The sequence below is a fragment of the Candidatus Poribacteria bacterium genome (assembly GCA_028820845.1).
Lineage (GTDB): Bacteria > Poribacteria > WGA-4E > WGA-4E > WGA-3G > WGA-3G.
Window position 1 is genome coordinate 21,830 of sequence record JAPPII010000033.1, and the last position, 24,806, is coordinate 46,635.

Below are 24,806 nucleotides of genomic sequence, written 5' to 3' on the forward strand. Positions count from 1 at the left end.
AGACTATGCCAGACTTAAATCCGATAGCAATCGAATTAAACGAACAGATTCAGACGACTACTCCTGTGGTTTTTGAACTACTCTCGGAGTTAGGGAGACGTATCTATCTACCGAAGGGCATCTTGAGTCAGACGGCAGAGGCGAATACAAAGGCAGACCGTTTCAACGCCACGCGTGCGATTGCCTTAGAAGATGGCGACCTGATGCACCTTGCTGTTTCGCGCCGACTTGTGCCAGAATTATCGTTAGAAGGGGTCTATGGATACGCACCTGTCCTCGGTCAGCCTGAATTACGAGAGGCGTGGAAAACACATCTTTTGAAAGAGAATCCATCCCTCGCGGAGGCAACATTGAGTCTGCCAATTGTGACCAGTGGCATGACGCACGGGTTTAGTCTAATCGCTGAACTCTTCGTGGATACTGGGGACGTGCTTATCCTTTCAGATAAGATTTGGGGAAATTATCGTCTCATCTTTGAGACAAAGGCGGGAGCAGCGGTTCAAACCTATCCGTTTCTCAACGCAGCAAACGGTTTCAATACACACGGCTTTCGCGACACCCTCACCAATACCACGGGTGAAAAGTTACTGGTTCTTCTGAATTTTCCGCACAATCCGACCGGCTACGCCGTTACTCAGACAGAAGCAGCACAGATTGTAGATCCTATTGTGGCGCGTGCCGATAGGGGTTGCCGTATCCTTGTTATGATTGACGATGCCTATGCGGGTTTGTGGTATGATGCGTCTGTAATGCACGAATCGCTTTTTGGAGTGTTGGTCGGATGTCATCCGAATGTCGTTCCTATAAAAATAGACGGTGCGACGAAAGAGGAGTATGCCTGGGGGTTGCGCGTGGCGTTTCTTACCTTTGGGCTTGGAATGGCAGCGATGCAACCCCTCGAACAAAAGTTAAGTGGACTCATCCGATCAAATACCTCTGGCGCATCACAAGTCTCTCAAACGCTCGTCTTGGAAGCGATGCAAACGCCCGGCTACGCTGAGCAGAAACAGCAGAACTACGAAACTCTCAAGAGACGTGCGTTGAAGGTGAAAGAAGTAGCGTCTGCTTCGCGGTATGCGAAACTTTGGGAGGTATATCCGAGTCACGCCGGTTATTTTACGTGTCTGAACCTTAAATCTGGGAACGCCGAAGTGGTTCGGCAGCGGCTGCTTGACGATCACGGCATCGGCACGATTGCGCTGGGTGAGACGGGATTACGGATTGCGTATTCGTGTCTTGAGGTGTCGGATATTGAGGCGGTTTTTGAAGTGATTGCGCGAGTGATTGAAGAGAGTGGAGGATAGGTTGCGTTCTAATGGATAGGCGCGGTTGAGAGACCGCGCCTACCAAGTGTAATATATTGATAACTATTTTCCTGTCTTCAAGGCACCCCAGGTTGTGGTAACCTTTCCACTGGGTTCGACAGGTGTCGTCGGTAACGTGCCGACGGTTTTTCGGAAATAGACATCATCTTCAACGTCGTTAGGACCCGCCCAGACCCAGTATGCCGTTGAATCGGGATCCTTCAAAGTTTGACGCATTGTATCTGCCCCGAATCCCCAGATACCACTACCGAACTGATCAAGCTGCGTTGCGTTGTCCCAACCACTGTCATCAAAATCGGGTTGTTCCCAGCCGTCGTTCCGATCAGCGAGTGGTGGACCGGCATCCGCCTTCCAAGTATCATCGGACGGGATATAGGTATCGTCGTCAAGGATGACATCAAACAACGCACCCCCACGCCCAGCGGCACCGGGTTCAGCGTCGTGAACGTAGACAGCGATAACGGCGTATCCGTCCGGCATGTCAAACTCGGTAATGCTCGCTTCCTGCCAGTTATTGCCGTCTGCAACCTCTTCCCCGTTAACAAACCCCACCCAGGAGTTGTCGCCGTTGATACGAAGTGTTGCGCTCCAAACGTTTGGAACGATTAAAGCGAATGCTAAAATCAAAATTATTGGAACAAAAAACTTTTTCATCTGATTCTCCTTTATTATGTCAGAAAACTACAAAGTTTCTCTCTTAATGCGTGCCCACGTCGTGGTGAGTTTGTCTTCAGGTTCAACGGAAAGTGTTCCGATAGTGTATCGGAAATAGATGTCGTCTTCGGCATCGTTGGGACCGCACCAGACCCAATTTGCTTCACATTCGGGGTCTTTGAGGATTTGTTCCATAATTGCAGCACCGAATCCCCAGATACCACCACCGAACTGTTCATAAATTTCGAGTTCATCTTCCCAGTCGCTGTCGTCGAAATCGACTTCCATCCAATCATCTTTCCGATCGGCGATAGGTTCACCGGTATCGCACCGCCACCCCTCTTCACCGGTTCCGATGTAATCGGGTTTATCGTTGAGGATAATGTCAGCGAGGAAACCGCCTCTACCGGCAGCACCGGGCTCGGCATCGTGTACATAGACAGCGATCTGTGCGAAGCCTTTGTCAAGCTTAAATTCGCTGACAGTCGGGACTTGCCAGTTTCCGCTTGCAGCGACCTCTTCACCATTAATGAACACAACCCAAGTGTTATCACCACTAACGCGCAATGTGCCTTTTGTTGGAGCAGCATCGACTGTTTGTATCAGGAGCGTCCCGCTTAGGAAAAGCGTCAGGGTTAGATAGAATATTGATCGGTTTTTCATGAAAACCTCCGTAAATGCACAGTTGGAAACTGTGCTGATTGTATGTTATGGCACACGGCGTGTGCCTATTACTTTGTTGTATCTGATTCAAGTGCTAACCGTCCAGCGAGGTCCGCGATGAACTGATAGGCGACGCGTCCGGAACGGCCACTTGAAGAGGCTTCCCACTCCAGTGCAGCGCGGTGCAACGCGTCCGTTGGAATGGATAGTTTGTGTTGTTGTGCGTAATGAGAGACAATCTGCAAATAGGTGTCCTGTGAAATCCGTTGAAAAGCGAGACGCAACCCAAAGCGATCGCTCAATGAGACCTTTTCCTCTGTCGCTTCACGCGGATATAGTTCGTCTTCGTCGTTCTGTGGGTAGCGATTGTCGCGGACCTGTCGAGGCATCAGGTGCCGACGGTTTGAGGTTGCATAAATGAGAACGTTGTCTGGACAGGCGGAGATCCCGCCTTCCAACATCGCTTTCAACTCCCGATACTCCGGTTCGTCTTCGCTGAAGGCGAGGTCGTCGCAGAAGAGGATATAGCGTTCGGGACGTTCCCACACCATCTCGGCAATCTCTTGTAAATGGACAAGCCCCTCTTTACTCACACCAATTAATCGAAGTCCATCGTTGGCATAACGCGCCAGCATCCCCTTTACGAGTGAAGATTTACCCGTGCCGCGATCGCCCCATAACAGCACATGGTTGGCAGGTACGTCTTGGAGAAACTGACGGGTGTTCCTATCGAGTTCCGAAGACTGTCGCTCTATTCCAATCAAGTCAGATAAGCGGACGATGTTCGGATGTTTGACAGGAATAAGGTGCCCTGATCCGTTTTGCGCTCGCCATCGGAAAGCGATATAATTATCAAAGCATTCACTTGATGCGTATGCCGTATGTGCTTCCAAACGGGTTAGCAAACCATCGGCTTTTTCAAGCAGTTGCATGAAAAATGGGAGAATGTCTGCCATCTCCTGATTTCTTTTTGACATAGTTCACCACCGACTCAAATTTTTTCCGCTACCCGCTCTGCCAACTGAGTCAGTGCAGGTGACATGTCCAATTTATCAATTCTCGCCTCAATTAGGGCAAAGTGTTGTGTCTCAGCAAATGCTGCCTTCATGGCAGTTTCAAATTCACCTTCGGTCCGGGTAACAAACGCGATCCCGCTGCCGAAGAGTTCCGGCACACGGGTATAGTTCCAATTCTCTATATCATTAAAGGATCCATCAATGAAGGGTCGAACAGTGCCATACCCCCGGTTGTTTAAAATCAACACAATCGGATTGAGCCTGTAGCGTATAGTCGTTGACAGTTCAGTGCCAGTCATTTGGAATGCGCCATCACCTACGATGACAAGCGGTCGGGCTGTAGGGTTGCCAAGCTGTGCACCGATTGCAGCGGGAACTGCAAACCCCATTGAGGTATAGTAGGCAAGTGCGATAAAATCGGTACGCGCCGGAAGTCGTAAGTCCGCAGCCCCCCAGAGGCTGTCACCAACATCAGGAATAATCGTCATGTCTTCACATATAAGCAGATTCAGGTGTTGAAATAGGCGTTGCATCGTAAGCGGTTGGTCGGGGACCATCTTAAAGGGTTCTGGCACTTCCATGACCCATTCTAAATCTATATCTCCGCGTTCTCGGAGTTGCGGAGAACACAAGTTATTGATAAAGTCCTCAAACGTGACATTTTCATACGTGGAGTAACGGACAGCGATCCTATCCGAGGTCGCATAAATACAGCGACTTCGTTCAAGTTTTGCCGTGTAAATCCCAAGGTTAACATCGGTCATGAAGGCACCAAGAATAATAACGCAATCGGAAGTCTCAACAAACATCGTAACTTCATCTCTGCTCATCGCGCCACCATAAATACCTAAGTAGAGCGGATGTGCCTCCGGCATCACTGACTTGCCCAGTAATGTCGTCACCACAGGTATCTGTTTCGCTTCTGCAAGGCTGAATAGTTTGCTTTGGCAACCGAATCTGTGGAGCTCGGCACCCGCTAAAATAATCGGATTGTGGCTCTGGTTTATAAAATCAATGGCATCGGTTAAGGCAGCGTTCAACGTTTCTGGATCACTGTCATGTCCCATCGTTGAGGGACGTTGGTAGCCTGTCGCTTCCACATCCACCATATCTCTTGGCAACTCAATGTAGCCCGGACGCTTATGCCGATAGACAGCATCTATCACTCTGTCTATCTCATTAAAGGCGGTAAAGGCGTCGTCGAGGAGTGCTGATGCAACGGTGATCTCGTCATAGATACGTTGTTGTGTATGAAAATCTCTGCCTTTATGGTGCAAAAGCGCGTCCTCACCGCGCTCTTTTATCGCTGGGCTGCCGCTGATGATAACCAGCGGCGACTTTTCAGCATAGGCAGCTGTGACAGCGTTGATCATAGATAATCCACCAACACCGTACGTTACACAGGCAGCCCCCATACCCTTTATGCGGGCATAAGCATCTGCCGCATATCCTGCCGTTTCTTCTCGTGTCGTACCGATGTGTTGAATCGGACTTTTCTCTATCAGATCGAAAAGCAGCACAACATAATCACCAGGGATGCCGAAAATGTGGTCAACTCCGTAACTTTGCAGTTTTTTCAAAAGGTACTCACCTATAGTAGGCTGTTTATTTTCCATCGGATATCCCCAAGTAAAATCATAATACCTTATCAAAAAGCAGTGTACAGGAATTTTGCAATCCTTTCAACAGTTCTAAATCCAATAAGTCAGACGCACCGTCAAGGACAGCGTAAACATCATAATCCTCGAACGCTTCTCGCGGCGTGACACCTGACAACACAGCAATAAACGTAATATCAGCACGGCGCGCGGTTTCAGCATCAGTCACGCTGTCTCCTACATAGACGCACTGTTCGGGAGTGCCACTCGTTTGGGCAACTGCCAGCAGTAACCCTTCTGGATTCGGTTTATACGCTGCGTCGCCACCGCCAACAATAACGGGGAAGGCATCTACAAGATTCTCTTTGGCGAGAATCCCTTGAATGTAAGGTCGATTCTTCTGAGAAACAATAGCGAGTTGGATATTTAGGTTCAACAATACCTGTACCGTTTCTGGCACACCTTCGTAGAATTCCGCTAACGCAACCATTGTCTCATCAGCGCGTTGAAGGAAGAATTGCGTAAATTCATCAATACGTTTAGGGTCGGTTTCTCCAGCAAGTGATATGAGTATATCGGGTAGCGATAAACCGATTGCCCGCCGAATTGTATCGTCAGAAGCGAGGGGTAGCCCCATTTGGCTGAATGCGAAGTTAACGCCGTCAATCGTGCCTCGCGCAGAGTCTACCAACGTATAGTCAAAATCGAATATAATGGTTTGAACAGGCAGCTTCAATTGGCTCAAAACTCAAGTTCGGGTATCCCGACCTCCGCTGCTGTCTCTTGAAATTGCCGCCACGTCTCGTCGTCAATAGGGATGCCTTCACGTAGGCGATCCTCGGTTTGACGTGCCTCAATTTCACCGGGGGTCAAGATTTCCTCGAATCCGGGTGCGGTCGGTGCGGCTTTCACGTGGTCAACGAGTCCGTCAACATGGTCATAGAAGTCTTCAAGCGGTGTAAAATTAGCGATGTCCAGTGCTATCATCAGCACCCCGTTCTGGAGGCGTGTGTTTCCAGAACCGCTACAGCCTGCCCCGGACAAGGCACCCCCTAAAATGTCAATCATCAAACCGAGGGCGTATCCCTTGTGTCCAGCAATCCCGCCGAGTGGTAACAATGCCCCCGGTGGGGTTTCCATCAGGTCTCTTGGGTTCTGTGTCGGTTCGCCTTCGTTGTTGATGAGCCAACCGAGTGGCACGGAATCCCCACGGTTAACCGCAACGCGAATTTTGCCTTGTGCGACAACGCTGCTCGTGATGTCGAGCAGGATTGGGTGTCCATTGCGCGTCGGTGTGGCGATTGCGATAGGATTTGTTGCGAGTCGTCCATCTCGGCCGCCAAACGGAGCGACGTAGAGCGCAGTCCCACCGGCGTTGACCATCGTGATGCCGACCATACCCGCTTCGGCTGCCATCAGCGGATAACTCCCAATCCGTCCGATGTGGTTGCAGTTGTAGACACTGATTGCGCTAATCGTGCTTGACTTCGCCTTTTCAATTGCGAGTGACATCGCCTTCTGTGCGATGACGTGTCCGAACCCCCAATTGCCGTTGATAAGGGCATGTGAAGCCGATTCACGTTCAATTTCCATCGGTGCTCCCGGTTGAATTAACCCGGATTCGATGAGTCCAATATACTGTGGGATGCGGATAACGCCGTGTGAATCGTGGCCTGCAAGGTTTGAGGCGACAAGCAACTCCGCGACAATTGATGCTTCGTGACTCGGCACACCCCGAGCTTCAAAGATGTCGGCTGTGATTTTCTGTAGCTGGTGCTGCGTGAAATTTGGCATATCGGTGTTAGCGTTTACCTCTACTTTCTACTATGCTGCGTCAAACAGCGATGGGAAGTGGCGGTACGGGTCGCCGGGTTCACGGAAGAGAATCTTTTGGCGTTCTGTGAGTTCTATATCTTCCGGTTGTGCCATGCGCTGCGATTTCCACGCAATATGTGAAACGCAATACTTGTACAACAGGGAGCGACGTTCATGCTTTCCGTTCCAAGCTGCTGTACCGTGCGTCAGTGCTTCAGTGAACAGGATTGCTGAACCTGCTGGCACGTTTGGAATGATTACACAAGGTGACGCTTCAGGCGCGTCATCTATCTGTCGTGGCAGCTTGAAATTGCTCTTATGGCTCCCCGGAATACAGCAAAATCCACCGTGTTCTGGTCCAGCATCGGTGAGGTTATAGGTTACAACAACAAATCCATTATGGATCTCGTTATCTCGGAAGGAGTAGTATTCTCCGTGCTTCGCTCTTGCTGTTGGAGAGGTCGCACCATAATCCGCGTGCAGCCGTCCGCGTGGCATGCCTTCCCGCATGTACATCCCGTAAATCCGATCCAGGCGGAAGCAGTCGCCTAAGCGGAATTGAAGTATCGGCATAATTTTCGGATGGTCAAGGAGATTACAAAACGCTTTTCCCCACTGCAGAAAACCGGGACCGTCCGGCGCACTGCCGAATCTTTGGACCCTTCCGGGTGTCGGGAGTTGTTGATCGTCGATGTGTTGGTTGAGTGTTGCAACCTCTTCTGGACTCAATACATTTTCGATGACGAGGTAGCCTTGCACGTCAAAGAGGTACTGTTGCAACTGTAAGTCACTCATACGCCTACCCTCCTGTTGTCTACAGGACTGTGAGATTGCTTGATAAAATATTTATAATCAATTTAGCATATATGGCGAGGCAGTGTCAAATAAATTTTACGCGTGTCGTGTGTGCATGCCCTATATCGTGCAGCGTGAACCCAGGTTTGTCCGTTTTTGTGCATTAAGGCGGGCAAACGATAGGGCATTTAGCGTTTAGGCGGTGGCACGCAAATTGCACAGGTCGTCATAGCAACTTGTTGTGTGAAAAGGAGACATGTCACTTATGAAACAGACACTGTTTTTTATTTTAGCGATGCTACTGGTTTTTGTCCTACCGTGGTCGAACGGTTTTACGCTGAATTATACACAGATGGGGCTACCGGAAGGGGCAATCACGCGGTTGGGGAAAGGCTATATAAACGATATAGCATACGCGCCAAACGGCACGCAACTTGCTGTGGCGACCTCTATAGGGGTCTGGCTCTATGATACCTCTACGGATACTGAACTTAACCTCCTCTCGGAAGGTCCCAATTACGTTCAGGCGATTGCATTCTCACCCGATGGCGGCATTTTGGCAAGTGGCGGCTATTTGCGAAACGGGGTCATTCGGTTATGGGATACAACTACAGGAAAACTCTATGATACCATTGATGTATCCGAAGAGGTTTTAACCCTCGCGTTTTCGCCAGATGGCACCATACTTGCCAGCAGTGGCGAATGGCCCGACTATCCGATTCGATTGTCGGATATAGCCACACGTCAACTTCGAGATACGCGCTTTGACAACACAGGTTCTCCTTACGCGCTTTCCTTCTCACCCGATGGAAAGACCCTCGTGAGTGGGGGACGGGATAACACAGTTCGGTTGTGGGATGTCCAGACTGGAGAACTTAAGAACCGGCTTAAAGGACACCGAGACGACGTTAATGCTGTTATATTTTCCCAAGATGGCGAAATGTTGGCGAGCGGTAGTGATGATGGAACAGTTCGGTTGTGGAATGTCCAGACTGGAGAGACTTTCGCTACGCTGAAAGGAAACACGAAATTCCCGGAAGGGATCACTGCCCTCGCGTTTTCACCGAATGGTACAACGTTAGCAAGCGCGACAACCGATCAGATATGGTTGTGGGATGTCCACACGAAACAGATAATACGGATTCTTGAAGGGCATACCTGGCATGTCAGCGCGCTGGCGTTTTCGCCAGATGGTGAGACTCTCGCCAGCGCAGGTTGGGATTGGACACTCCGGTTCTGGAATGCCGCTACCGGAAAACTCCGCAAGACCTTTGGTGAACATACAAGCGCAGTTAATACGGTCGCGTTTTCGCCAGATGGGAAAACACTTGCCAGTGCCAGTTGGGGATTGATTCGCTTGTGGAATACGAATGGCATCCCACTTCAATTATGGCACGCCCGGACCGGAGAACACCTCGAAAATTTCAGATACCATATTGATTATGTTTGGACCGTTGTATTTTCACCCGATGGTAAACACCTGGCAAGCAGTGGTAACGACAGCCGGCTCCGATTGTGGGAGGTTCACACTGAAAATCATGTCTTTACGCTTAGAGGGGGTGGTGATGCCGTCGCATTTTCGCCGGACGGAAAACTTATCGCAAGCGCGTACGGAGGGGATAATATGATCTCAACAATAGGTTTATGGGATGTTCACACGGGTGAACTCCTTCACGTTCTCAGCAGACATTACGCGCCGCTGACGTGTGTCGCCTTTTCCCCAGATGGTAAAACACTTGTGAGCGCGAGTCGAGATTCCGAGATTGTTTTGTGGGATATGGCTACCCTCCAACGCCGTCTGAGTATTACAACACAGCACACAGAAGCTGTCTATGCTGTCGCCTTTTCTCCTGATGGCAGTACGCTTGCGACCGGTAGTTACGATCAGACGCTTCGATTATGGGACCCACAGACCGGAGAACGTAAAGCGGCGTTGCAGTATCCAGATGCGGTGACCTCTGTCGCCTTTTCCCCTGATGGCAGAACCCTTGCTGTCACATCCGGGGAGTGGACAAACAATCACATACAGCTCTTAGATACAGAGACACTTCAACCCATTGAGACGCTGGAGGGGCATACGGAGACTATTACGGCTTTAGCGTTCTCATCTAATGGCAGAACCCTTGTGAGTAGTAGTTGTGATGGTACGACTCTCTTATGGGAAATTTCGGGTGCTGAGGTGCCGCACGATGTCAACGGCGATGGGCGTATAAATATTGAGGATTTAAGGTTCGTTGCTGCCCACCTTGGAGATATGGAAAAAGGAAACGCAGCAGATATTAACAATGATGGGGTTGTCAATATTCTTGATCTCGTCGCAGTTTCAAGGGCGATAGCGCGTTCGCGGTGAAATGAAAAAAATAGGCGCGCCTGTCAAACGCGCCTAAGAAAAGAAATGCAAACCAACACTGTATTATTCCTTAATGTAATCTGAGCGTAACTCAAACGTATGATTCACCCAACTCCCTGCGCGGACATCAAGTTCAGTCTCAATTGCTATTATATCTTCCAGTTCCTCGTAGGCAGTGGCATCTGCTTGGTTCGCAAACTCTAATTCGACAAGGCGGTGTGGATTTTCACCGTTATAGTTGTCAAAAGAGGATACCGCTTTCAGCTGCGGGGGGCTGACCAACACATCAGAAATAGAAGCAACCCACTCAAGGTAAGCTTGTTTTCCACCAAGGGGATATTCAACAAAAATAATGCCTTTAATCGGCCAATCGTCTTCACCGGTTTTCGAGTAGTCAGAGCGCTCAATGAATGTATGTGCGCTCACTCGGGACGCGTGGTTGGGGAGGTTTTCAAAAACGGCAGCGATCTCCGGACGATTCATATATGTCATCGCATCAACAAAACTGTCAAATTCAAACTCAACGAACCGGTGTGGACTCACTTCCTCGCTATTGTCATAAGATCTTATCCGATTGACCTCTTCAGGAGCTTGCAAAATTGAGGCAATGGAGGCAATCCACTGAAGATAAATATCCTTTCCACCTTCCGGGTAGTCTACTAACCAGACTAATTTCACTGGCGTTGTTTCTATATCCATCATAGTCTCATCCATCGTAGCATCTGCGGGTGTGACATCTAACACAGATCTTTGTGCTCTATCGCAGCCCACCAGTGCGACAAACGCGATAAGAACTATCAAGGACAGGTTCGCTAATCTCGAAATCATAATTTTTTCTCCTTTTGTTAATGTAAAAGTAGGTTAATAAGACTTACATTTATAGAAAATTGCCCTGTCCTATGTCCTATCTGTTAGGTTTAATTCTTTCTCTTAAGGATAGCACATTCTTAAGGATAGCACATTATTTTTTCCAAGGCAATTCATTATGCGGCGGGAACTATTCAAAATTTGCTTACGACTCCCAAATCGGTTCCGAAGTGTTCGCGCGGAAGTTTACCGTCCGAGCGAGAACAAACAGAAGGTCTGAAAGTCTGTTTAAACTCCGAAGTATTTCCATATTCACTTCAGTTTTACGTGCGAGCCGAACAACACACCGTTCACTTCGGCGGCAGACGACGCGCGCGATATGTAAAATAGCACCGGCGGCACATCCACCGGGTAAAATAAAATTCCTGAGAGGCGGAAGTTCTTCTGAAAGCGTATCTATCGCAGCTTCCATCTCTGTCGTGAAGTCCCCTGATATTCGCATTTCAGAGGATTTTGAATGTGTTGCGGGTGTTGCCAAATCCGCTCCAACTGCAAAGAGGTGATTTTGGACGCGCGACAGCAACTCCAAAAGGTCGGAATCGTCAATCAACGTCTGGGCATAACCGATATAGGCGTTGAGTTCGTCAACAGTGCCAATCGCCTCGAATTGTAGGGCATCTTTCCCTAACCTTGTGCCGCCGTACAGCGCGGTTTCTCCAGAATCACCAAATTTAGTATAGATTTTCATATCCATTTATTATATACTCTGTGAAAAAAGGAATCAACGCAAATATGAAAATTTCAGGTAAAATTAAGAAGATTAACGTCCTTGACCTACGGGTACCCACATCGGATACGCTTCTCGGTTCCGATCCGTTTCACAAAAAGCCAAACTATTCTGCAGTGCTAACCACGCTGGAGACAGACACAGGTCATCAGGGCATTTCTGTCGCTTTCACCGCCGGTGCCGGCAACGATTGGATTGCCTACGGGGTTAAGGACCTCGCACAACTTGTTGTCGGAATGGAGATGGACACGTTTGTTGCTGACCCAGGCGAATTCCATAGGCTACTCGTTGACCACCACCAATTGCGTTGGCTTGCAGATGGTGTCAATCGGATGGCAATCGGGAGCATTGTCAATGCAATGTGGGACCTCTGGGCAAAATTGGTGGGTAAACCGCTCTGGAAACTCCTTGTCGATTTACCGCCGGAGAAAATTGTACAGTGTATCGACTGGCGATATTTACAAGATGCGTTGACCCCTGATGAAGCCGTAGGGATTCTCAACGCACACTCAGAGGGGCGCGATGATCGCGAACAGTGCCTCCGGAAACAGGGACCCAAAGCATATTCCACTGCCGGATGGCTCGGTTTAACGGACGAACAGATTATCGAAACGGTGAATCAAGTAAAGGCAGCCGGACTCGACTGCTTCAAGATGAAGGTCGGACAGGATCTCGAATTTGACAAAAAACGACTCGCTTTCATTCGGGAAGCAATTGGTCCAGAGGCGCGCTTGATGCTTGATGCCAATCAGATTTGGGGTGTTGATGAAGCGATCGCTTATATGAAGGAATTAGCAGATTTTAACCCGACATGGATTGAAGAGCCAACAGCGCGCGATGATGTTCTTGGTTTTGTGAAAATTGCGCGTGCCTTAGAAAAATACGGCATCGGGGTTGCTACAGGGGAACAGGTGCCCTCCCCCGTTATCTTCAAGCAATTAATCACGAGTGGCGCGATTCAATACTGTCAGATTGACGCGACACGGTTAGGCGGGGTCAACGATGTTCTCGGAGTCATCTTAATGGCAGCGAAGTATAGCGTTCCTGTCTGTCCTCACGGGGGGGGTATCGGTTTATGCAACATGATTCAGCACTATGCCCTTTGGGATCAAATCTGTGTTGCGGCGCACTCGGATACACAAGTGGTTGAATACCTTAACTTCCTCCAAGAAGAGGTTTTCTTACATCCGATCCGAGTCCAGAACGGTGCTTATATTACGCCGACGGTTCCGGGGTGGGGGCTTGAGATGTTCCCTGACTTCATTGAGGAGCACGTCTATCCGACAGGCTCCATCTGGCAAGGGAGAGAGGCATCTGGTGGAGTAACGTTTTTGGCGTAGCCCCTTAGCGATTTTCTTTTTAAAATGGTAGGCGAGGTTTGTAACCTCGCCGGTCCTCTTATAGGAGGGCAAATCACGACTTCGCGCCTTCCGCAGATGCTTTAAACGCTTCTGCCCCCGACGCAATCCATCCACCAACACCTGTCATCAAAAACCTAACGCCTGCCTTTACGTATTTTTCGACGGTCGCGTTAGTCGTCAAAGTGCCAGCAACCCGTCCTGCCTCTTGAATGCGAGCAAGTGCAGAATCGAGTGTATTCTGGACATCTGGATGCGTAAGATTCCCAATATGCCCCATGGACGTTGCTAAGTCTGACGGCGCAACGAAGAATACGTCGATATGATCAACGGTAAGAATTTCGTCAAGGTTATTCACGGCGACGATGTCTTCAATTAGAACCATGACGAGTGTCTGTGCGTTGGCTTCTTCAAAATAGGTATCTACACCGTAGCCTTGGCGACTGGTGAACATGCCGCGGTGTCCGATAGGTGCGAATTTCGCGCCGTCCACAACGTTTTGTGCTTCTGCCTTCGTGTTAACATGTGGAACACAGATTCCCATTGAACCACAGTCCAGTGTCCGGTAGATGAGCCCTTGGTCGTTTCGATTGACGCGTGTGATGGAGGTCATACCCCAGAGGTCGCACGCACGCGTCAGGTCCCCGATGCGTGACGCATCAACAGCACCGTGTTCACCTTCCAGCCAGACACCGTCGAATCCGTTCGGGCCGAAAATATCTATATCATCGGCACTCGTTAATCCTGAAATAACGTAGGTGAGGTCGCCAGCTGCTAACTTCTCTTTAACTCGATTCGGTCTTATTTGCATAAATTTCTCCCGTTGGGTTGTTATCTTCTCTAGGAGGGATTTCCTAATCCCGACTTATGACTCGTGCCTGCTGGTTTCTTGTAGGAGGGATTTGTAATCCCGACCTCTGACTGCTGACCGCTGATAACTGACGGCTATCTTATCAAGAATCTCAATAATTGTCCATAAAAAAGTAAAGCGCGCACTTAGGCAGCACGCGCTTTACATTCAGGGCCGTAGTGGTGCTTTCATTATGGTCTATCCACTGGAGCGGAGCAGATGGACACCCATCGCACCGTTCAACAAAGGAAGTGCTGCATCGAAGATAATCCATATCAACCCACGGGTATCACTACTAACAGCAGTAAAGTCTTGACCGGCACCGCTGATGCCGAACCAGTTCCAGAGGAAGATGATCGCTGCAAACATGAATCCATAAAACAGCGTGTTCGCTGCTATGAATTCTTGAACGCTTGCGTCTTCACCGGCACGGCTCATACGAATGTAGCCAAAGATCACCCCTAATATTATGGAGATCAGAGAGAGTGGGTTGATATAGTCCCACGTGGAGCTATTCGGACTATCTGTGGTGGAAGTGTGGTAAATAGGTTCAAGGACTGTTTGGATGGCGACTATCGCCGCGATGACGATAAGCACAACGCCTATAATTCGCTTGAGGGTTTCCATGATTTTTTCCTTATCCCTGAATGGGTGTAGTTAAATCTTGTCCCAAGAAACGAAATTGGTTATAGCATTGTTATCACACGTTACAGAGATTTACCAGATTCACGCGTATTATACATTTTTTAACATTTTAAGTCAAAATTTTTTACAAAAATATAAGTTTTTTATCTTATGCTATCAAAATATGTAAACATCTTGCTAAACTGCTGACTGCTGGCTAAAAGTGTTGACGCGTTCGATGCAATGTGGTATCCTTAATGCTAACATTCCGTTCCGCTTCAACCTGTTTATCGGCGAAAAACAAATGATATGTCACCGATGCGAAAAATGGTTATATTGAAGTAAAGCTTGAGTGGACATCACAACCCAAAATTGGGTATAATACCTATATGGCACAATATGATATTAGCACGAAATACCTGTTACTTGAACATCCCAAAGTACTCATTGAATACTTCCTGGGCAGGCAGAACGTCGAAATTATAGAGCATCTGAATACGGATCAGCCAACATTCAAAACACACCGCGGGGATAGCACAACAAGAGTTCGCATTGATGGTAAAAAGACGATAGTACATCTGGAAGTGCAATCTGGCAATAGCCCGAAACCGATGTGGGCGCGGTTGGCGGCTTATTGTGGATTTCTCATCAGCGAATTTCAGATGCCAGTTTATTGTGTTGTTTTGTATCTCGGACCCACCGCAGGGAGAAACGACCCTGGATACTATGCTTATGAAACTGAAGAATTTCGTTATTTAATCCAATATAAAGTGATAAGACTCGCGGAGATAGAGGGTCAGGCTGTATTGGAGACACAGGCACCTATGTTACTCCCTTTCGCCCCGCTGATGAAACCACCTGCAGATACAAGCGCGGAGCAGTGGTTGAGAAGATGTGTTACAGCCGCTGAGAGGGCACCAGTTGAGAAAGCCGTACGAGATGACCTTGTGGCAACACTCGGCATCTTCAGTGCTTTAGCTTATGATGAAGCATTCGTGAATCAATTGATAAAGGAGGAGATTGTGCAAGAATCCACGTTTTTCCAACACCATCTTGAAAGGGCTACGAAACGTCTTGAAGCAGAAACAGAACGCCGCACGCAAGAGGCACTTGAACAAGGACTTGAACAAGGACTTGAACAAGGACTTGAACAAGGGGCGAAAAAAGGAGCGATTGAAGTTATCCTGTCATTTCTATCTTCAAAATTCCAACCCAGAGCGGTGTATGCCCTAAGACCATTACTTGAAAATATTGAAAATTTGGAACAGCTCAAGCAATTGGGAAGTGCAGCAGCAGAGGCAGAGAGCCTTGAGACATTCTTGCAAACGTTGGGGGCACAAACAAACTCTCAGAACGGAACAGATACCCCCTAAAGTTTCGTTAGTGCTATGACATAGCGGATTATGTACACGACTTTAAGTTGTGTTTTAGAAAGGAGTTATCCATGGACACCGAACAGAAATATCGTGTTGCACCGCCCGGATTTACGATGGAGCAGTGGGAAACCTTTAACAAAGATGGCATTATCTTCCTTGAGGACGCAATCTCCGATGAAGATATCCAGACCTATATTGATGCAATAGACCGAGTCGCTGCTAACAATCCGAAGTATACACCCGGCGGTTACCTCGGCATGCAGAATATCGTCGAACGCGACCCTGTATTTGCCGGGCTCATTGATCATGAGCGGCATGTTGGTTATGCGTATGACCTTTTCGGCGAACTCCTCAAACTTCACATAAGCCAATTTTTCCTGAGGCCACCGGGTGGCAAACAGTACAATCAGTGGCATCCAGATGGGGCGCGTGCGTTGCCTTATGGTGTGTTCTCACCGTATCTACCCTTGCAAATCAAGGTTGGGTATTGGCTGACGGATCTGCCGAGACCGAAGATGGGGAACCTCGTTGTGTTACCCGGAAGCCATCGGCATCAGTACATGGAGGGCTACGATACGCACGAGAGCGTTCCCGGTGAGATGGTCGTCTGTCCACGTAAAGGGACGATGACGGTGATGCATTCGAGTATCTGGCATCGTGTAGAGCCGAACGAAAGCGATGTCGTGCGTTACAATATCTTCGTCGCCTATTGTCCGTCGTGGTTGACACCAGCAGACCGTTTTCATTCCTCACCAGAGTGGTTAGAGACGCTCAACCGTGAACAGCGGATTATCATGCGGAGCTACAACAGCGCGTATCATAACGCCAAGCCACCCGCATCCGAATTTCCACTTTTCCTTGAACGCGACACGGGTGTTGAAAAGGATACAGACGCGTATCATGGACACGTCCAGCTGCATCGCCGTAAACGGTTGACGATGCATGAGAGACTTGCTGCCATGTAGAACCAGGGGCACATCGAATAATGAAAACTTTATTCCTCAAAGACATGCGGTACCGCCAAGCGAGAGTCGTGCTAACAGCACTCGGTATCACCGTGCTGATTTCACTCATCTTGCTATTAGGCGGTATCATGAACGGTATGCGTATCCAAGCGCGGCAGTACGTTGAATCAACGGGAGCAGACCTATGGATTTCCGCTGAAGGTTCCGGTGGTGCTTTTATTGGTTTCTCCCTCATTATTGAGGAATACATGGCGTTCCTGAATGCAGGGCAAGGCTTAATCCCGGACTCTGCTTCACCCTTGGTTTTTGCGCAAGCGCGCCCGAATGTGCGTGGAAAATCCACTAAATCAATTGTTGTTGGCTACAAACTCGGAAAACTCGGCGGACCCAAGCGAGCGATTGAGGGAAGGATGTTTACCCCCAGCAATTTTGAGGACTACAGACCTGAAGATCCTGTTCCTTATGAAGTGGTTGTCGATGAGAAAATGGGTTTGGAGATTGGGGAGCAGATTACCCTCGGCGATGAGAAAGTGCGAGTTGTCGGGAAAACGGAAAGTCTCATGTTCGTTTTGGACACGCCGCTCCTCTTTATGGATGTCCGCATTGCCCAAAAACTCTTACTCGGTAACACGCCACATGTTAACATGATGGTCGCCAAGGTCAATGAGAACTTTCCTGTTCCAGAAGTAGCAACGCAATACGATGAATTTGAGACGATTGAAACGCGCACCTTAAAACAGACGGTCGGAAATATCATTGAATACTATGTCGATGAACCGATGAAAGCCGTGCAGTTTTTGCGGGTGATGCTCTGGTTAGCAGCGGGTATCCTTGTCGGGATGATTACCTATGTAACCATGCTCGAAAAAACGCAGGAAATCGGCGTGTTGAAAGCGATCGGGGCTGCGAATATCTATGTCATGGCACTCCTGTTAAAACAGGTTGCGCTGATATCCGCTGTTGGCGTGATACTTGGGCTTATGCTGTCCTACATCTTTGCAGCAGCGGCACCAATTTTCGTCGCGATTCATTTTGTTGAATCGGTCGCCGTTGCGTGTATCAGTTTCGTTGTCTGTTGTGGGAGCGGTTATCTGGCGGCGCGCAAGGCAATCACGGTGGATCCAATGATTGCGTTCCGCGGTGAGATTTAAGAGGTGAACACGGTATGGCAGCAATAATAGAAGGGAACGGCTTAACAAAACGCTTCGGCACAGGCGATGCGACCGTCGTCGCCATAGATTCTGTTGACATCGCTATTCAAGAGAGCGAGTTGGTGATGATTATGGGGGATAGCGGTTGCGGAAAAACGACGCTCATCAGTCTTCTCGGCTGTATTTTAACGCCCGATGCCGGTCAGATCCGAATTGATGGTGAGTCGATTGATCCTGCAGCGCAAGATATGAGCCTAATCCGCCGCGAGAAGATTGGGTTTGTGTTTCAGTTGTTCCACCTGCTCCCCTATCTCACCGCCCTTGAGAACGTCATGATAGCGATGGACCTCGCCCGGACAAAGACTGACGCAGCAGAGAATCGGGCAATGGAACTCCTGACGCAGGTCGGTTTAAGCGAACGGTTTCACCATCGTCCCGCCCAGCTTTCCGGGGGTGAGAAACAGCGCGTCTCTTTTGCCCGTGCACTCGCCAACCGACCGAAGGTCATCTTTGCCGATGAACCGACCGCCAACTTAGACAGTCGCCAGAGCGATAACTTAATGAGCCTGATTCAAGAACTACGTCAGGAACACCAAACGACTGTCGCAATTGTAACCCACCACGAAGGATTGAGGAAGAGTGCCGATCGTATTATCCAGATGAAAGATGGAAGGATTGTTGGTGAATGAACGGACTTAGTTTTTTTTCAAATGCGGAGATATGGAAACGCCTCTCTGTTTCTGCAACGATTGCAATTTTATTTTTTTTCCTTATCCTACCGACTTCCGCCCAAGATGAATCACAATCGGGTCCCGCCGACGAAGATAAAGCCCTAAGCGAGATGGAACAATCTGATTTTCTAACAAGCGGGTTGTACGGCGGGGGTCTAACCTTTATTGACGGTGATACTTACGTTCAGTTGCAGCTTCAACCGGATATACCACTTGGAAAAATCGGTATCGGGTTAGACTTGATTTTGCTCTATAATCCTTATGCAGAAGGCACAGAACCGCAGATTCTCGCTGAAGATGGCGAATCGTGGGACAGCCCGAGTACGTGGTTAAGACTTATCCGTTACGTCCGCTATGGTCAGCCCTATGCCCCGTTCTACGTTCGCTTCGGGGAGTTAGATTATCTTACAATCGGGCACGGTTCGATTATGTCTGGTTATTCTAACTATGATCGGCGTGGAGTACGCCTGAATCTCAGAGGTGCTAAAAACCGTTCTGGAGTCGAAACAATGCTCAATGACATCGGGAACCCCTCGATTTTCGGGGGACGCGTATTCCTACGTCCATTCCAACGGGAAGAGAATAACAACTTTCTGACGCGATTTGAACTCGGTGCTACCTATCTCACCGACATCAACCCGAATTTGCAGGAGGCAGGCGAGGAACCCTTGAGCGCGATTGGACTGGATGTCGGGTTTCCTATCTTTGAGACAAGTACATTCCGGTTGGACCTCTACGACGATATCGCCTTTCTCAATACTTTGTCGGATACGGTTGAATCGGAATCAGAGACCACTGCTGTAGAAGAAAGCAGCGCGACGAATCTCGCATGGGGAAATGCTGTTGGTGTCGGGTTCGCTTTTACGCAAGCAATCTTCAAAATTGAGTACCGTGTCTTCGGAGATGGATATATCCCTTCTGTGTTCGACTATACGTATGAATCGGCGAAATCGCTATCACCAGAGCCTGATGTGCCGCAGTTTTTGGGTTTAGAGACAATGACGGAACCGAGACGTGGTTTTTTCTCGCAACTCATCTGGCAGCCCCTACCGCAAATCCATTTCCTTGGTACACTTGAGGATTATACGAATATTGAACCCAAGCTCTATATGGGTACGACTGTATCGAAATTAGTACCACGTCTCTCGCTACGAGCGTTCTATACAAAACGGGATATAGGTGCGGGCGGCGAGACGAATTTCTTTGGGGACCTTTTCGATCTCGACGAGAAGTCGGCGTTCAGTGTAGAGGCACGCTATACCGTCTTTCCACCCGTTGAAACGATTGTCTTGCGTGAGTACACCTTCCGACGCGTCGAAACCGCAGAAGGGGTCTCCCAATTTGAACCGATTCACAAAACTTCGTTCATGGTAGGCGTTAGCACAGACTTTTAGCGCGCTTAGGCATCCGATTTTACTTCCACCTTGATCTCTTCGTCTTCAACAAGCACAGGGTAAGTTCTGACATGGAGACGTGGGTCGGTTTGACATTCCCCCGTTTTCGTATCATAAGCATAACCGTGGACGGGGCAGACAGCAATACCGTTGCGAATTCTGCCTCTACCGAGAGAACCCAGCGCATGCGGGCAGGTGTTGTCCACAGCACAAAATTCACCGTTCTCGTTGAAAATAGCAATCCGTTTTCCGTTGACGGTAAACGCCTTGCCGCGTCCTTCACGGATAGCTGATGTTTTCGTGACCGTTGTCCAATCCGCCATTTTTTTACTCCTTCACGCCACCTAAAGTAATACCTTGCACAAATTCACGCTGCATCGCTAAAAACAGAATAACAATCGGCATTAGCGAGAGCAGTGTCCCCGCCATCAACATGCCGTAGTCTTGCCGATAGATACCGACGAGGTTCGCTAAGCCGATCGGTAGTGTGTATTTTGCCTCATCGCGCAAGATAATGAGGGGCCAAAGATAACCGTTCCACGAACCCAAGAAAGAATAGATAGTTAACGCACCGAGTGCTGGCTTGATAATGGGTAGCACAACCCGGTAGTAGATACCGAACTCGGAACAACCGTCAATGCGCGCTGCGTCCAACAATTCCGATGGGATCGTGACAATGAATTGGCGCATCAAAAATACGCCGAACGCGCCTACTGAGAATGGGATGATGATCGCTTTGTAACTATTGAGCCAGCCAATATCATACATCAATCCGAATAGCGGAACAAGGAGCACCTGAAAAGGCACCATCATTGAAGCGAGAAGAATACCAAACAGGATTTTTTGACCTCGAAATTGATATTTCGCAAACGCGTAACCACCGAGTGAACAGAAAAACAGCGTCAATAAGGTTGAAGCAGTGGCGATAAAAACACTGTTGATGAAATACCGATTGTATGGCACTGTCTTCCACAAATTTCGGTAGTTTGAGGTAAACTTATCCCACACTATTGATAGGTAGCCCGGCTGATGAATCGTCAACTGTAGAAGGAGTTGCGTTCCTGCACCTATTTCTATTGCAGACGGCGTTGTAAGGTCTGTTTCTACCTGTTCCATTGTGATATGCGATGATTCCAGTTCACCCGGAGTGCCGTGCAATCGCCATACCGCATCTTTCCACAGCGCACTCTCCAAAATGAAAGGACGTGTCGGTTGATAGGTAACGTTGCGAGTCGTTCCAGCATGTAGAACGGAGACGCTTAAATCGAGGTGGTGATACGAGGCATCACCGCGAACGGGCAGGATAATCCGCCGAATCTGTTCAACTGGAATGGGTGAAGAGATGCTCGCTGTCATGCGGACGGTTTTGTCATCTCGGAATTCGTAAGATATATTCGCCGCAGTCTGCGGATCGGCAGATGTTCGGAGGTTCGCGCCTCTCTCTGCTTTCCACTCGGCGCCTTCGATCTGTGGACGGTTGAAATCGAGATCTTCTATCTGAAGCCTTCCCACTGCCACTTCTCGATACACCGAGCTCCAGATCGTGTCAACGGTTTCTGGAATAATTGCTGCCTCCACCGTCTTGATGATTGAAGGTGTTGTGCCACGCCAAACTTCCTCCGGCAGTCCTGCTACCAGTTGTTGCCATAACCCCTCGACTGTTTCTGTCTGTAATTCCTCAGATGGGACGTAATTGGAGAGATGCAGGTTTGCTGCGAGATGTGTTTGCGCCTGTTTCCAAACAACCTGTGTGAGTTCTGGTGCTAACGTCTGCCAGGCCGTTTCGTCAATTGTCTCTGGTTTCTCTATTTTTCGATAAGCGTTTTCAACGGTATAAGGCGATGACGCGACGCGCGGCGGGAGACTCGGAAACCACTGAATCGGTACCGCGAAAATCTCATTTGCCGTCTTAAAAGAGGACGTCAGCAACCAGAGCATAGGTATCATCGTGCAGAAAGCTGCGCCTACCAAAAGGAGATAACCGATACCTCTGGAAATTTTTGTCGCAACCTGTTTATTTTTTTGGTTTTGGTTCATTCTATAATCCTAATTCGGATAATTCTACTGTCCGTGCCCGTTGAATGTCGTCCTGATACTTGAAGACACACCCAAGCGTTTCCGTAACAACCTCTGCATCCAGTTGCGCCTTACCGAGTGCGATGAGTGCCAATGCCCAATCCAGCGTCTCTGCTACCCCCGGTTTTTTGTAGTAATCCCCTTGCCGCCACAGCTGCATGATCCGACACAACTGCTCCGCGAGATGTTCGTCAATATCTGGCAACTTCGTCTGGACAATTGCCAGTTCTTTCTCAAGAGTCGGATAATCGATCCACTGATAAAGGCAACGGCGTTTGAGGGCTTCGTGTACCTCTCGCGTCCGATTTGAGGTGAGCACAACATGCGGGATATGTTTTGCTCGGATCGTGCCGATTTCGGGGATCGTAATCTGAAAATCGGATAGGACTTCAAGCAGGAACGCCTCAAATTCACTGTCGCTCCGATCTACCTCGTCAATGAGTAAGACCGGTGGGACATCAGCATCGCTCTGAATGGCTTCCAGCAACGGACGTTTCAGCAGAAATGCCTCACTGAACAAATCCGTTCCGATGTCTTCTTTATCACGTCCTTGTGCTTCGTCAATGCGAAGTTGCAAAATTTGCCGTGTATAGTTCCATTCATACAACGCGCTGTTTACATCCAAGCCTTCGTAACACTGCAATCGGATGAGTTTGGCGTTTGTTGAGTCCGCAAGGACTTTAGCGACTTCTGTTTTGCCGACCCCGGGTTCGCCTTCGAGAAAGATAGGCTTTTTGAGGTGGTGCGCCAGATAGAGCGTCGTCGCTAAACCCTTATCTGCGATATACGCATGTTTTTCACATACGGCTTGAACGTCTTCGATGGATGTAAACATTGTGTGATATGTAATCGGTAGCCTCCTTCACTTCTCCTGCAAAGCGCGTTCATAATCTTCTCGATAATCAATATCCCGCAATACCCGATCCGTATCTACAGTGACGTAGTGAATATCGTCACCGTATTTCTTGAAAAGTGTTCGTACGCCACTACTCCCTGAGTCTAAGGCAAGGATTTCACAAGTATATCGCTGGTGAAAGACAACCGGATGCCCGCGTTTGTAGTTGTAACTCGGAAGCGCAATTCCTTTGTCCGTTTGTTGGTAGGCATTGATAACCTGATTAATCAACTCAGAAGTAATGAAAGGCTGGTCTACTAACATCAGTGAAAATGCGTTGCTCCCTTGCAAGGATCGGATACCCACCTGTGCCGAGGTTAACATCCCTTCGCGGTAATCAGGGTTAAAAACAATTCTGACCGGGCGCGTCCGCAGTTGTTCCTTGATCTCCGCTGCGCAGTGTCCGACCACGACAATAACCTCATCAAACTTTGCACCGAGCATGCTATCCACTACGGTCTCAACGATAGTGCTTTCTCCAAACGGGAGTAGCTGCTTCGGCTCTCCCATTCGGGAGGAGAGTCCTGCTGCAAGAAGGATTCCAGATATGAAAGGAGATGATTGCTGCGCCATGTCTAATACCGAATGCCGAAAGTCTCATATTCCCCAGTGAAAGCACGTGCGTCGATGTCAATCGAATCGACTCTTGCGTAACGCGGTCCCTTTTTCAGGAACGTAACTAACGCATCTAACTGCGCCTTATCACCCTCGGCGACAACCTCGACTTTACCGTTTGGTAGATTCTTTGCATAACCGTTAACACCGAGTTGTTTCGCGTTGAGCTGCGTAAAATTACGAAAACCTACACCTTGCACCTTGCCACTGATTAGCACGTACAATTGCATTTTCTGGTTGACCTCAATCGTAAGTGTGATAGGAGTGCCAAGTTCTGGGAGCACGGCATCGTTCTTTTTATAGATGTTCTCCTCTGACGATTCAGGAAGCGGGTTCTGGAAGAGCGCGCTTGCATCAAACACCCTCAAGGCGACAATGTCATTACTCATAAACGCTTGCGGCAGCATCGCATCTTCATCTTCACTGTCCAAGTCGGGCACAATACGCGAACCCGAGTAGATCCAAGCGACCTGTTGCAACGGCTTTTTGGTTTTTACATTGAGAATAAGTTCTTCGGCGCGGACCTTTTTCATTTCGTCGCCGTCTTTCCACGCAACGGACATAATGAATGCAGTACCTGTTGGCGATGTCGGGGCATCTTTTTCTTCATCGTAGCCAGGGGGTGTGCCGACTTCAACACCGAGTTTACTTAAAGCGTCGTAGATTTCTTTCGCTGTCGCATCAACAATAATGATACTCTCATACTCCTTGCCGTCGCGTCCACAGATGAGATATTCGACTGCACCTCTTAAATGCTCATCATATTCACCGAGTGCTTTAGAAATTTCGCCAGTTAAGACGAGCTGTTTTTCCTTTTCCATCACCTTGAGATGCCCATCACCCCATCCGATACTCGACAGCGCAACAAGGCACACAGTTAAACAGATTTTGATTCCCACCTTCAAAATACTGGGTTTTACCTTCCTCATGAGATCCTCCTTTTTCATAGTTGTTGGTTTTA

Annotated in this window: 24 protein-coding genes; 8 read left to right on the forward strand and 16 right to left on the reverse strand. The window is 48.8% G+C overall.

Annotation, left to right across the window (positions count from 1 at the left end; genetic code table 11):
• Positions 1–5: 5 nt before the first annotated feature.
• Positions 6–1,304 (forward strand): aminotransferase class I/II-fold pyridoxal phosphate-dependent enzyme, encoded by a 1,299-nt coding sequence (locus OXN25_08100; GenBank protein ID MDE0424812.1) that lies wholly within the window; start codon positions 6–8, stop codon positions 1,302–1,304.
• Between the two features lie 63 nt (positions 1,305–1,367).
• On the opposite strand, the gene OXN25_08105 is transcribed toward OXN25_08100, so the two are convergent.
• The 7 genes from OXN25_08105 to OXN25_08135 all read right to left on the reverse strand — a co-directional run bounded on the left by OXN25_08105 (position 1,368) and on the right by OXN25_08135 (position 7,866).
• Entirely contained in the window at positions 1,368–1,979 is a 612-nt protein-coding gene (locus OXN25_08105) for a hypothetical protein (GenBank protein MDE0424813.1), read from the reverse strand.
• Positions 1,980–2,006: 27 nt separating this feature from the next.
• Positions 2,007–2,642, reverse strand: a complete 636-nt coding sequence (locus OXN25_08110) for a hypothetical protein (GenBank protein ID MDE0424814.1) — start codon at positions 2,640–2,642, stop codon at positions 2,007–2,009.
• A gap of 68 nt (positions 2,643–2,710) precedes the next feature.
• The gene (locus OXN25_08115; GenBank protein ID MDE0424815.1) at positions 2,711–3,619 is read right to left on the reverse strand and encodes an ATP-binding protein; all 909 of its coding nucleotides are present in this window, start codon (positions 3,617–3,619) and stop codon (positions 2,711–2,713) included.
• 14 nt (positions 3,620–3,633) lie between these two features.
• Positions 3,634–5,274: a thiamine pyrophosphate-binding protein gene (locus OXN25_08120; GenBank protein MDE0424816.1), complete on the reverse strand. Its 1,641-nt coding sequence runs from the start codon at positions 5,272–5,274 to the stop codon at positions 3,634–3,636.
• Between the two features lie 19 nt (positions 5,275–5,293).
• Positions 5,294–6,001 carry an HAD-IA family hydrolase gene (locus tag OXN25_08125; GenBank protein MDE0424817.1) on the reverse strand — a complete coding sequence of 236 codons (708 nt, stop codon included), beginning with the start codon at positions 5,999–6,001 and terminating at the stop codon, positions 5,294–5,296.
• A complete protein-coding gene (locus OXN25_08130; protein ID MDE0424818.1) occupies positions 5,998–7,050 on the reverse strand; it encodes an Ldh family oxidoreductase in 1,053 nt (350 codons plus the stop codon). The genes OXN25_08125 and OXN25_08130 overlap by 4 nt, the downstream gene beginning before the upstream one ends.
• A gap of 30 nt (positions 7,051–7,080) precedes the next feature.
• A complete protein-coding gene (locus OXN25_08135) occupies positions 7,081–7,866 on the reverse strand; it encodes a phytanoyl-CoA dioxygenase family protein (GenBank protein MDE0424819.1) in 786 nt (261 codons plus the stop codon).
• A 265-nt stretch (positions 7,867–8,131) separates the two neighbouring features.
• On the opposite strand from OXN25_08135, the gene OXN25_08140 reads away from it, so the two are divergent.
• Positions 8,132–10,216, forward strand: a complete 2,085-nt coding sequence (locus tag OXN25_08140; GenBank protein ID MDE0424820.1) for a dockerin type I domain-containing protein — start codon at positions 8,132–8,134, stop codon at positions 10,214–10,216.
• Positions 10,217–10,279: 63 nt separating this feature from the next.
• Here OXN25_08140 and OXN25_08145 read toward each other — a convergent pair whose 3' ends face one another.
• Both OXN25_08145 and OXN25_08150 read right to left on the reverse strand, forming a co-directional pair.
• Entirely contained in the window at positions 10,280–11,044 is a 765-nt protein-coding gene (locus OXN25_08145) for a hypothetical protein (GenBank protein ID MDE0424821.1), read from the reverse strand.
• 184 nt (positions 11,045–11,228) lie between these two features.
• Positions 11,229–11,771: a cob(I)yrinic acid a,c-diamide adenosyltransferase gene (locus tag OXN25_08150; GenBank protein ID MDE0424822.1), complete on the reverse strand. Its 543-nt coding sequence runs from the start codon at positions 11,769–11,771 to the stop codon at positions 11,229–11,231.
• A gap of 44 nt (positions 11,772–11,815) precedes the next feature.
• Here OXN25_08150 and OXN25_08155 point away from each other — a divergent pair, with 44 nt between their 5' ends.
• Entirely contained in the window at positions 11,816–13,150 is a 1,335-nt protein-coding gene (locus tag OXN25_08155) for a mandelate racemase/muconate lactonizing enzyme domain-containing protein (protein MDE0424823.1), read from the forward strand.
• Positions 13,151–13,223: 73 nt separating this feature from the next.
• Here the strand turns inward: OXN25_08155 and OXN25_08160 are convergent, their stop codons facing one another.
• Both OXN25_08160 and OXN25_08165 read right to left on the reverse strand, forming a co-directional pair.
• Positions 13,224–13,979 (reverse strand): aldolase/citrate lyase family protein, encoded by a 756-nt coding sequence (locus OXN25_08160; protein MDE0424824.1) that lies wholly within the window; start codon positions 13,977–13,979, stop codon positions 13,224–13,226.
• A gap of 237 nt (positions 13,980–14,216) precedes the next feature.
• Positions 14,217–14,645: a hypothetical protein gene (locus OXN25_08165; GenBank protein MDE0424825.1), complete on the reverse strand. Its 429-nt coding sequence runs from the start codon at positions 14,643–14,645 to the stop codon at positions 14,217–14,219.
• A gap of 386 nt (positions 14,646–15,031) precedes the next feature.
• Between OXN25_08165 and OXN25_08170 the strand changes: the two genes are divergently transcribed.
• From OXN25_08170 to OXN25_08190, 5 genes are all read left to right on the forward strand, one after another.
• Entirely contained in the window at positions 15,032–16,015 is a 984-nt protein-coding gene (locus tag OXN25_08170) for a hypothetical protein (GenBank protein MDE0424826.1), read from the forward strand.
• Between the two features lie 71 nt (positions 16,016–16,086).
• On the forward strand, positions 16,087–16,983 hold the full coding sequence (locus tag OXN25_08175) for a phytanoyl-CoA dioxygenase family protein (protein MDE0424827.1): 897 nt from the start codon (positions 16,087–16,089) through the stop codon (positions 16,981–16,983).
• Positions 16,984–17,003: 20 nt separating this feature from the next.
• Positions 17,004–18,134 carry an ABC transporter permease gene (locus OXN25_08180; GenBank protein ID MDE0424828.1) on the forward strand — a complete coding sequence of 377 codons (1,131 nt, stop codon included), beginning with the start codon at positions 17,004–17,006 and terminating at the stop codon, positions 18,132–18,134.
• Between the two features lie 14 nt (positions 18,135–18,148).
• Positions 18,149–18,823, forward strand: a complete 675-nt coding sequence (locus OXN25_08185; GenBank protein ID MDE0424829.1) for an ABC transporter ATP-binding protein — start codon at positions 18,149–18,151, stop codon at positions 18,821–18,823.
• Positions 18,820–20,259: a hypothetical protein gene (locus OXN25_08190; protein MDE0424830.1), complete on the forward strand. Its 1,440-nt coding sequence runs from the start codon at positions 18,820–18,822 to the stop codon at positions 20,257–20,259. Before OXN25_08185 ends, OXN25_08190 begins: the two co-directional genes overlap by 4 nt.
• Before the next feature lie 5 nt (positions 20,260–20,264).
• Here the strand turns inward: OXN25_08190 and OXN25_08195 are convergent, their stop codons facing one another.
• The 5 genes from OXN25_08195 to yccX are packed head-to-tail and all read right to left on the reverse strand — an operon-like array spanning position 20,265 to position 24,774.
• Positions 20,265–20,582: a Rieske (2Fe-2S) protein gene (locus tag OXN25_08195; protein MDE0424831.1), complete on the reverse strand. Its 318-nt coding sequence runs from the start codon at positions 20,580–20,582 to the stop codon at positions 20,265–20,267.
• Positions 20,583–20,586: 4 nt separating this feature from the next.
• Positions 20,587–22,296, reverse strand: a complete 1,710-nt coding sequence (locus OXN25_08200; GenBank protein ID MDE0424832.1) for an ABC transporter permease subunit — start codon at positions 22,294–22,296, stop codon at positions 20,587–20,589.
• 1 nt (position 22,297) lies between these two features.
• The gene (locus OXN25_08205; GenBank protein ID MDE0424833.1) at positions 22,298–23,170 is read right to left on the reverse strand and encodes a MoxR family ATPase; all 873 of its coding nucleotides are present in this window, start codon (positions 23,168–23,170) and stop codon (positions 22,298–22,300) included.
• 27 nt (positions 23,171–23,197) lie between these two features.
• A complete protein-coding gene (locus OXN25_08210) occupies positions 23,198–23,803 on the reverse strand; it encodes a nucleotidyltransferase family protein (protein MDE0424834.1) in 606 nt (201 codons plus the stop codon).
• Between the two features lie 2 nt (positions 23,804–23,805).
• A complete protein-coding gene (yccX, locus tag OXN25_08215) occupies positions 23,806–24,774 on the reverse strand; it encodes an acylphosphatase (GenBank protein MDE0424835.1) in 969 nt (322 codons plus the stop codon).
• Positions 24,775–24,806: the final 32 nt, after the last annotated feature.

What these genes read in the sequence shown, in the direction of transcription:
- OXN25_08210 (MDE0424834.1), bottom strand. Translation starts at nt 23,803, where the DNA reads ATGGCGCAGCAATCATCTCCTTTCATATCTGGAATCCTTCTTGCAGCA.
- OXN25_08145 (MDE0424821.1), bottom strand. Translation starts at nt 11,044, where the DNA reads ATGATTTCGAGATTAGCGAACCTGTCCTTGATAGTTCTTATCGCGTTT.
- OXN25_08165 (MDE0424825.1), bottom strand. Translation starts at nt 14,645, where the DNA reads ATGGAAACCCTCAAGCGAATTATAGGCGTTGTGCTTATCGTCATCGCG.
- yccX (MDE0424835.1), bottom strand. Translation starts at nt 24,774, where the DNA reads ATGAGGAAGGTAAAACCCAGTATTTTGAAGGTGGGAATCAAAATCTGT.
- OXN25_08135 (MDE0424819.1), bottom strand. Translation starts at nt 7,866, where the DNA reads ATGAGTGACTTACAGTTGCAACAGTACCTCTTTGACGTGCAAGGCTAC.
- OXN25_08100 (MDE0424812.1), top strand. Translation starts at nt 6, where the DNA reads ATGCCAGACTTAAATCCGATAGCAATCGAATTAAACGAACAGATTCAG.
- OXN25_08140 (MDE0424820.1), top strand. Translation starts at nt 8,132, where the DNA reads ATGAAACAGACACTGTTTTTTATTTTAGCGATGCTACTGGTTTTTGTC.
- OXN25_08185 (MDE0424829.1), top strand. Translation starts at nt 18,149, where the DNA reads ATGGCAGCAATAATAGAAGGGAACGGCTTAACAAAACGCTTCGGCACA.
- OXN25_08170 (MDE0424826.1), top strand. Translation starts at nt 15,032, where the DNA reads ATGGCACAATATGATATTAGCACGAAATACCTGTTACTTGAACATCCC.
- OXN25_08180 (MDE0424828.1), top strand. Translation starts at nt 17,004, where the DNA reads ATGAAAACTTTATTCCTCAAAGACATGCGGTACCGCCAAGCGAGAGTC.
- OXN25_08205 (MDE0424833.1), bottom strand. Translation starts at nt 23,170, where the DNA reads ATGTTTACATCCATCGAAGACGTTCAAGCCGTATGTGAAAAACATGCG.
- OXN25_08150 (MDE0424822.1), bottom strand. Translation starts at nt 11,771, where the DNA reads ATGAAAATCTATACTAAATTTGGTGATTCTGGAGAAACCGCGCTGTAC.
- OXN25_08110 (MDE0424814.1), bottom strand. Translation starts at nt 2,642, where the DNA reads ATGAAAAACCGATCAATATTCTATCTAACCCTGACGCTTTTCCTAAGC.
- OXN25_08105 (MDE0424813.1), bottom strand. Translation starts at nt 1,979, where the DNA reads ATGAAAAAGTTTTTTGTTCCAATAATTTTGATTTTAGCATTCGCTTTA.
- OXN25_08195 (MDE0424831.1), bottom strand. Translation starts at nt 20,582, where the DNA reads ATGGCGGATTGGACAACGGTCACGAAAACATCAGCTATCCGTGAAGGA.
- OXN25_08200 (MDE0424832.1), bottom strand. Translation starts at nt 22,296, where the DNA reads ATGAACCAAAACCAAAAAAATAAACAGGTTGCGACAAAAATTTCCAGA.
- OXN25_08190 (MDE0424830.1), top strand. Translation starts at nt 18,820, where the DNA reads ATGAACGGACTTAGTTTTTTTTCAAATGCGGAGATATGGAAACGCCTC.
- OXN25_08120 (MDE0424816.1), bottom strand. Translation starts at nt 5,274, where the DNA reads ATGGAAAATAAACAGCCTACTATAGGTGAGTACCTTTTGAAAAAACTG.
- OXN25_08130 (MDE0424818.1), bottom strand. Translation starts at nt 7,050, where the DNA reads ATGCCAAATTTCACGCAGCACCAGCTACAGAAAATCACAGCCGACATC.
- OXN25_08115 (MDE0424815.1), bottom strand. Translation starts at nt 3,619, where the DNA reads ATGTCAAAAAGAAATCAGGAGATGGCAGACATTCTCCCATTTTTCATG.
- OXN25_08155 (MDE0424823.1), top strand. Translation starts at nt 11,816, where the DNA reads ATGAAAATTTCAGGTAAAATTAAGAAGATTAACGTCCTTGACCTACGG.
- OXN25_08175 (MDE0424827.1), top strand. Translation starts at nt 16,087, where the DNA reads ATGGACACCGAACAGAAATATCGTGTTGCACCGCCCGGATTTACGATG.
- OXN25_08160 (MDE0424824.1), bottom strand. Translation starts at nt 13,979, where the DNA reads ATGCAAATAAGACCGAATCGAGTTAAAGAGAAGTTAGCAGCTGGCGAC.